This is a genomic window from Halomonas sp. Ps84H-12 (genome assembly GCF_024124725.1).
Lineage (GTDB): Bacteria > Pseudomonadota > Gammaproteobacteria > Pseudomonadales > Halomonadaceae > Vreelandella > Vreelandella aquamarina.
In genome coordinates, this window is the sequence record NZ_JAMXSJ010000040.1 from 23381 (window position 1) to 30206 (window position 6826).

Below are 6826 nucleotides of genomic sequence, written 5' to 3' on the forward strand. Positions count from 1 at the left end.
TCACTTTGAAAGGAAAAATAATGTCTATCTCCAAGCAAACGTTTTTTAAACAAGACGCGTATATTAACGGCCAGTGGGTGGCCGCAACGGATGGCAGTAGTGTCGCGGTCACCGACCCTGCTAGCGGTGAGACGCTTGGCCATGTCCCTAGCTTGAGTGCGGAGCAAGTCAGTCAGGCTATTGACGCTGCAAATGCCGCACTGCCTGCTTGGCGTGCTAAAACCGCGGCGGAACGTTCGCAGCTTTTAAAACGCTGGCATGCACTGATTATGGAAAATGAGGCAGCGCTAGGCGAGCTGATGACCTTGGAGCAAGGGAAGCCGTTAAAAGAGGCACGCGGTGAAATCGGCTATGCGGCCAGCTTTATCGAGTGGTTCGCTGAGGAGGCGAAGCGATTATACGGCGATACTATTCCCGGTCATGCGACTGATAAACGCATCATTGTTACCCGCGAGCCGGTGGGCGTTTGTGCGGCGATTACGCCGTGGAACTTCCCTGCGGCCATGATTACCCGCAAGGTGGCGCCTGCCTTGGCGGCGGGTTGTACGATTATCGTTAAGCCCGCTATGGAAACCCCATTGACGGCGCTTGCGCTAGCGGCGTTAGCCGAGCAAGCGGGCATTCCTGCCGGGGTGATTAATATTGTTACTGGTGATGCCAAAACGATTGGCCCCGTGCTGACAGATAGCCCGATTGTGCGCAAACTGAGCTTTACCGGTTCTACCCCAGTGGGCGCGCATTTAATGGCTGCCTGTGCTCCAACGGTCAAAAAGGTGTCTCTTGAGCTTGGCGGTAATGCGCCCTTTATTGTGTTTGACGATGCCGATATTGAAGATGCGGTTACCGGAGCGCTAGACAGTAAGTTCCGTAATGCTGGGCAAACCTGTGTCTGCGCTAATCGTATTTATGTGCAAAGCGGTGTTTACGACGCATTTGTTGAACGTTTGGCCCAGCGCACCAGTGAACTGAGTGTCGGTAAAGGTAGCGCCGAAGGCGTAGAGGTGGGGCCACTCATCTCTGAAAAGGCGGTAGAGAAAGTTGAAGCCCATTTGCAGGATGCACTCGATAAAGGTGGTCGCTTAATCACCGGTGGTAAGCGACACGCCTTAGGCGGTACCTGGTTTGAGCCAACAGTTGTGGCTGACGTAACCGCTGACATGGCATGTGCTCGCGAGGAAACCTTTGGGCCATTGGCGCCGGTATTCAGGTTTGAGACGGAAGCGGAGGTTATTCGTCAGGCCAATGATACGGAGTATGGGTTAGCGGCGTATTTCTATGCTGAAAGCGTGTCACGGATCTGGCGCGTATCGGAAGCACTGGAGTACGGCATGGTGGGCATTAATACGGGGCTCATCTCGACCGCTTCGGCGCCTTTTGGGGGTGTCAAATCGTCGGGCATCGGTCGTGAGGGCTCACGCTATGGCATCGATGAATACACCGAGCTGAAGTATCTGTGTTTGGGTATTAAGCAAATGGCTGAATAACAAACACTTAAGGGTATAAAGGTCGTTTTATTTACGCGCTCTCTGTGAGGCGTTCTTTGAAGCCCACTAGACTTTTAGTCTAGTGGGCTTCGTATTACTACGGAAGCTCTGAAAAAGTCACTGCCATCAGCGATAATACGGCTATCGTCATACTCGATTTGTACGACTTCAATATGGTCAGTCCCGCCCCGGGAGATCTGCTCGTAAGTGGGGTTTTCAAGCTCGCCGCCCATGTAGCCTGAGATAGTGGCACTCACGCCCACCTGTTTATCGTAAGGAGGCTCCATGCACCAGAAGCAGCCGCCGGCAAAGGTGGCTTCTGCATTGGACTGCGCTTGGAGTGATGCGCTCGCAAAACCGGCAACGGCCATTACGCACAGGGTTAAGGGGCGAATATTGGGAAATCGGATCATTGCAAACACTCCGGTGGAGGTGGCGAGTCAAAGCTCGTTATTGAGTCCATTAGTGTCGAGAGGTTCCGCTTCCTTACAGCGACCTTAGCCGATGCGGCCACACCGTATCGAGGGTGTCTAGTGCGGCTTTAATCGTGGGCTCGGTGGCGCGGTCGCTGCGCCAGATCAGGCTTAATGCGCAGGGCAGGCGAACGTTGTCTGCCACCGCCAAGCCGCTCTCTTGGCGTTCGGCCATGGCTAGCGCGTCTCGCGCTAGGCTCAGGCCCACGCCTGCACGTACTAAATCCAGCATACACGCCTCTTGGTCGACCTGTGCAACACGGTTCGGGGTCGCGCCGCTTGCGGCCAGCGCCCGCTTAAGTAGTCGCGAATGCGCTGACACGGTGGGGGTCACAATCCAGGGCAGTTGCGCAAGCGCCTCCCAGCGGGTGTCGGTAAGTTTGGCTTCCCAGCCCGGCGGTGCCACCACGTGGTAGTGAAAGTGAGTTAACTCCCGCCACGCCAGGGCGCTATTGTCGGTACCTTCGCCGGGCGGGGCGAGAAAAAAGCCCACATCCAACTCCCCTTGCTCAACGCTGTCCAATACGCTGCCGCTCATGCCGTGGTGAAGCTCGGTTTCCAGCTGTGGCGCGCGGGCCATCAAGCGGCTGAGAAAATCGCCCAAGCGAATAAATTCCGGGTCAACAATGGTGCCAATGCGCAGCTTGCCCCGCAGCGTGCTGTGTAACGCGCTGGCGCTCTGCTCAAAGGCCAGCGCGCTGGCCAGGGCATTTTCAGCGGCCGGTAGCAAGGCGTAACCATCGGCAGTCAGCGTTAACCCTTGTGGGCGGCGGGTAAACAGCGTTAGGCCCAGATGCAGCTGTAGCTGCTTCAACTTTAGGCTAACCGCGGGCTGGGTCAAATGAAGCTGCTCGGCCGCCTTTGAGACGCTGCCGGTATGGGCAACGGCCACAAAGGCCCGCAGCGTGGCGTACTCCTGCATGGTGGTGAACCTTCATTGTTATGTTATTAGCAAAGCTTATATCTGGGTTAAAAATTACTCAATTGCTTGGCCTGTTAGGCGGGGTAGTCTAGTGATCATCCTCCGATCACTTAAGCTTTTGTTATAAAGGTAGCGACAATGACAACCAACGCCATCCATCATTTTATTAACGGCCAACGCAGCGAAGGCGCCTCCGGCAGCGCCCAGGATGTCTTCAACCCTGCCACTGGGCAGGTCACTGGCCGCGTTGCCCTGGCTTCGGCCGCCGATGTGGACACCGCCGTGCAAGCCGCCCAGGCGGCATTTCCAGCCTGGGCCGATACGCCGCCCATTCGCCGTGCTCGGGTCATGTTCAAATTTCTGGAGCTGCTAAACGCCAATAAAGATGCCCTGGCCGAAGCAATCACCAAAGAGCACGGCAAGGTATTTACCGATGCCCAGGGCGAAGTGGCACGGGGTATTGATATTGTCGAGTTTGCCTGCGGTATTCCCCAGCTATTAAAGGGTGATTACACCGAGCAGGTCAGCACCGGCATTGATAATTGGACCGTGCGTCAGCCGCTGGGCGTAGTGGCGGGTATTACGCCATTTAACTTCCCGGCAATGGTGCCGATGTGGATGTTCCCCATCGCCATTGCTGCCGGTAACACCTTTATTCTCAAGCCCAGCCCGCTGGACCCTAGCGCTTCGCTGATGATTGCCGACCTGTTGCAGCAGGCGGGCCTGCCGGATGGCGTGTTCAATGTGGTGCAGGGCGACAAGGACTCCGTGGAAGCACTGATTGACCACCCTCACGTTAAAGCGCTGTCGTTTGTCGGCTCCACGCCCATTGCCAACCTGATCTACGAGCGTGGCGCCAAGCACGGTAAGCGCGTACAGGCACTGGGTGGGGCGAAAAACCATATGGTGGTGATGCCAGACGCCCATCTGGATAAAGCGGTGGATGCGCTGATTGGTGCGGCCTACGGTAGTGCCGGCGAGCGCTGCATGGCGATTAGCGTGGCCGTGCTGGTAGGCGATGTGGCCGATAAAGTGGTGCCGATGCTCACCGAGCGTGCCAAGGCGCTGAAAGTGAAAGATGGCATGCAGCTAGATGCGGAGATGGGGCCCATCGTGACCCGCCAGGCACACCAGCGGATTACCGGCTACATCGAAAAGGGCGTGGCAGAAGGCGCGCAGCTGATTGTCGATGGGCGCGAGTTTGATAGCACCCAAGCGGGCAAGGGCTGTGCTGACGGTTTCTGGATGGGCGGCACGCTGTTCGACCACGTCACGCCAGAGATGACTATCTATAAAGAGGAGATATTTGGCCCTGTGCTGGTGTGCGTGCGCGTACCGGATGTGGCGACCGCCATCCAACTGATCAACGACCATGAGTTTGGTAATGGCGTGAGTTGTTTTACTGAAAGCGGCAGCGTTGCCCGCGAATTTGGCCGCCGTATTCAAGTAGGCATGGTCGGCATCAACGTACCGATTCCAGTGCCTATGGCGTGGCACGGTTTTGGCGGCTGGAAGCGCTCGCTGTTTGGCGATACTCACGCGTATGGCGAAGAGGGCGTGCGCTTCTACACCAAACAGAAGTCGATCATGCAGCGCTGGTCGGACTCCATCGACACGGGTGCTGAGTTTGTGATGCCGACGGCGAAGTAACGCCTGACCGTTACGGGAGCCAAGCCCATGCCAACAAATACAACCACTCATCCCACCGCAGAAGCGTTTGATTACATCGTGATTGGCGCAGGCACCGCAGGGTGCCTGATGGCCAATCGGCTAAGCGCCGACCCTGCAAACAAAGTGCTGCTGATTGAAGCGGGTGGTCGGGATAACTACCACTGGATCCATATTCCAGTGGGCTACCTTTATTGCATCAATAACCCGCGCACCGACTGGCTGTTTCGTACTGAGCCGGACAAGGGGCTTAATGGCCGCTCGCTGATCTACCCCCGAGGTAAAACCCTGGGGGGCTGCTCCAGCATCAACGGCATGATCTACATGCGCGGCCAAGCGCGGGATTACAACCACTGGGCGGAGGTTACCGGTAGCGACGAGTGGCGCTGGGAGAACTGCCTGCCGGACTTTATCAAACACGAAAACCACTACCGGCTGGATGAAGGTAGCGACGGTGATGAGACTTACCGTGCTTTTCATGGCCATGGCGGCGAGTGGCGGGTCGAGAAGCAGCGCCTGAAATGGGAAGTGTTGGATGACTTTGCCGAAGCAGCGGTGCAGGCGGGAATTCCCCGCACCGACGACTTCAACCGGGGTAGTAATGAAGGGGTTGCCTATTTTGAGGTAAACCAACGTGACGGCTGGCGATGGAACACCGCTAAGGCCTTTTTACGCAGCGCGCTAAAGCGCGACAACCTGACGCTTTGGCACTCGACCCAGGTGAATCGGCTCTGCTTCGACCGTGATCAGGCCGTCCCGCGCTGCGAAGGAGTCGAAGTGGTGCGAGCAGGCAAGACTCTGCGCGTGCAGGCCAGCAAGGAAGTCGTGCTGTGTGCTGGCGCGATTGGCTCGCCCCACCTGCTGCAGCTATCGGGCATCGGGCCTGCTGAGCATCTACGCGAGCACGGCATTGAGGTAGTGCACGACCTGCCTGGGGTGGGCGAAAACCTGCAAGATCACCTCCAGATTCGCTCGGTGTATCGTGTCAGTAATGCCAAAACGCTCAATGCTATTGCCAGTACGCTGTGGGGCAAGGCGGGGATTGGCTGGGAGTATGTGACTAAGCGCACCGGGCCGATGAGCATGGCGCCTTCTCAGCTTGGCGCGTTTACCCGCAGTTCTGACGATCAGCCGTATCCCAATATTCAGTATCACGTGCAGCCGCTCAGCCTAGAGGCCTTTGGGCAGCCGCTGCATCCGTATCCGGCCATTACCGCGAGCGTATGCAACCTGAATCCTACCAGCCGAGGAACGGTGCGTTTGAAAAGCGCCGACCCGCGTCAGGCACCGGCGATTTCGCCGAACTATCTCAGCACGCCGGAGGATCGCAAGGTGGCGGCTGATTCGCTGCGGGTAACCCGGCGTATCGCCGAACAGCCTGCCTTCGCTAAATATTTGCCTGAAGAGGTAAAGCCGGGCGTTGAGTATCAAACCGATGACGAGCTAACGCGGCTAGCGGGAGATATTGGCACGACGATTTTTCACCCGGTCGGCACCACGCGGATGGGCAAACGTGATGACCCAATGGCGGTAGTGGATGAAAAATTGCGGGTACTTGGGGTGGTGGGATTACGGATCGCGGACGCGGGCGTAATGCCTACCATCACCAGTGGAAACACCAATTCGCCCACGTTAATGATCGCTGAAAAAGCAGCTGGATGGATTTTTAAAGAAAATTCATTGCATTGACATTTTTTTTCATCATAGTGTTGACGTGCGGCTTGGTTAAGCGCATGCTGAATGCAGTTGGTTAGCAAGTCGAACGTTGTCAGCAGTATCGAAACGCTCTAGCGTTGAGTCTGGTGAAAGTTTCTTGTTCTACCCACTGCAACTCGGGTATTACCCGGCTCTACATTAAGCTTTATCGAGGATTTCGATCATGGCAACTGGTACCGTTAAGTGGTTTAACGACACTAAAGGCTTCGGCTTCATTTCTCCGGACGACAATGGCGACGACCTGTTCGCTCACTTCTCCGAAATTCAAGCTGACGGCTTCAAAACTCTGCAAGACGGCCAGAAGGTTTCCTTCGACGTCACCCAGGGTAAAAAAGGCCTTCAGGCTTCCAACATCAAAGTTCTGTAATCTGAACGAATGATGTTGTCAGCTGACCTACGGGTCAGTCTGTAGAAAAACCCCGCCTTCGTGCGGGGTTTTTTGTTGTGCGCCAGGCACGGCGCGTAGCGCCTTGATAGGCGCTGTTCCTGGGGGTGGTGCCTCAGGATGACTTGGGGGTGAAAGTCCCCTGCACGCCCGGTAAGGGGAAGTGCTAGCCGACGGC

At 56.5% G+C, this 6826-nt stretch carries 6 protein-coding genes; 4 read left to right on the forward strand and 2 right to left on the reverse strand.

Annotated elements, in window-relative coordinates:
- Nucleotides 1-20 precede the first annotated feature (20 nt).
- Nucleotides 21-1484 (forward strand): NAD-dependent succinate-semialdehyde dehydrogenase, encoded by a 1464-nt coding sequence (locus NH344_RS15865; protein ID WP_253028123.1) that lies wholly within the window; start codon nucleotides 21-23, stop codon nucleotides 1482-1484.
- A gap of 74 nt (nucleotides 1485-1558) precedes the next feature.
- On the opposite strand, the gene NH344_RS15870 is transcribed toward NH344_RS15865, so the two are convergent.
- Together NH344_RS15870 and NH344_RS15875 are read right to left on the reverse strand one after the other, a co-directional pair.
- Nucleotides 1559-1897 carry a peptide-methionine (S)-S-oxide reductase gene (locus tag NH344_RS15870; protein ID WP_089675636.1) on the reverse strand — a complete coding sequence of 113 codons (339 nt, stop codon included), beginning with the start codon at nucleotides 1895-1897 and terminating at the stop codon, nucleotides 1559-1561.
- A 73-nt stretch (nucleotides 1898-1970) separates the two neighbouring features.
- Complete coding sequence (locus NH344_RS15875; RefSeq protein ID WP_089675637.1) at nucleotides 1971-2879, reverse strand: LysR family transcriptional regulator; 909 nt, start codon at nucleotides 2877-2879, stop codon at nucleotides 1971-1973.
- A gap of 138 nt (nucleotides 2880-3017) precedes the next feature.
- Here NH344_RS15875 and NH344_RS15880 point away from each other — a divergent pair, with 138 nt between their 5' ends.
- From NH344_RS15880 to NH344_RS15890, 3 genes are all read left to right on the forward strand, one after another.
- On the forward strand, nucleotides 3018-4529 hold the full coding sequence (locus NH344_RS15880) for a CoA-acylating methylmalonate-semialdehyde dehydrogenase (RefSeq protein WP_253028124.1): 1512 nt from the start codon (nucleotides 3018-3020) through the stop codon (nucleotides 4527-4529).
- A 27-nt stretch (nucleotides 4530-4556) separates the two neighbouring features.
- Complete coding sequence (locus NH344_RS15885) at nucleotides 4557-6236, forward strand: GMC family oxidoreductase N-terminal domain-containing protein (protein WP_172416395.1); 1680 nt, start codon at nucleotides 4557-4559, stop codon at nucleotides 6234-6236.
- A 190-nt stretch (nucleotides 6237-6426) separates the two neighbouring features.
- Nucleotides 6427-6630: a cold shock domain-containing protein gene (locus NH344_RS15890; RefSeq protein ID WP_009101184.1), complete on the forward strand. Its 204-nt coding sequence runs from the start codon at nucleotides 6427-6429 to the stop codon at nucleotides 6628-6630.
- Nucleotides 6631-6826: the final 196 nt, after the last annotated feature.

Coding starts and splice junctions, on each gene's coding strand:
- NH344_RS15870 (WP_089675636.1), bottom strand. CDS start 1,897: ATGATCCGATTTCCCAATATTCGCCCCTTAACCCTGTGCGTAATGGCC.
- NH344_RS15875 (WP_089675637.1), bottom strand. CDS start 2,879: ATGCAGGAGTACGCCACGCTGCGGGCCTTTGTGGCCGTTGCCCATACC.
- NH344_RS15880 (WP_253028124.1), top strand. CDS start 3,018: ATGACAACCAACGCCATCCATCATTTTATTAACGGCCAACGCAGCGAA.
- NH344_RS15865 (WP_253028123.1), top strand. CDS start 21: ATGTCTATCTCCAAGCAAACGTTTTTTAAACAAGACGCGTATATTAAC.
- NH344_RS15890 (WP_009101184.1), top strand. CDS start 6,427: ATGGCAACTGGTACCGTTAAGTGGTTTAACGACACTAAAGGCTTCGGC.
- NH344_RS15885 (WP_172416395.1), top strand. CDS start 4,557: ATGCCAACAAATACAACCACTCATCCCACCGCAGAAGCGTTTGATTAC.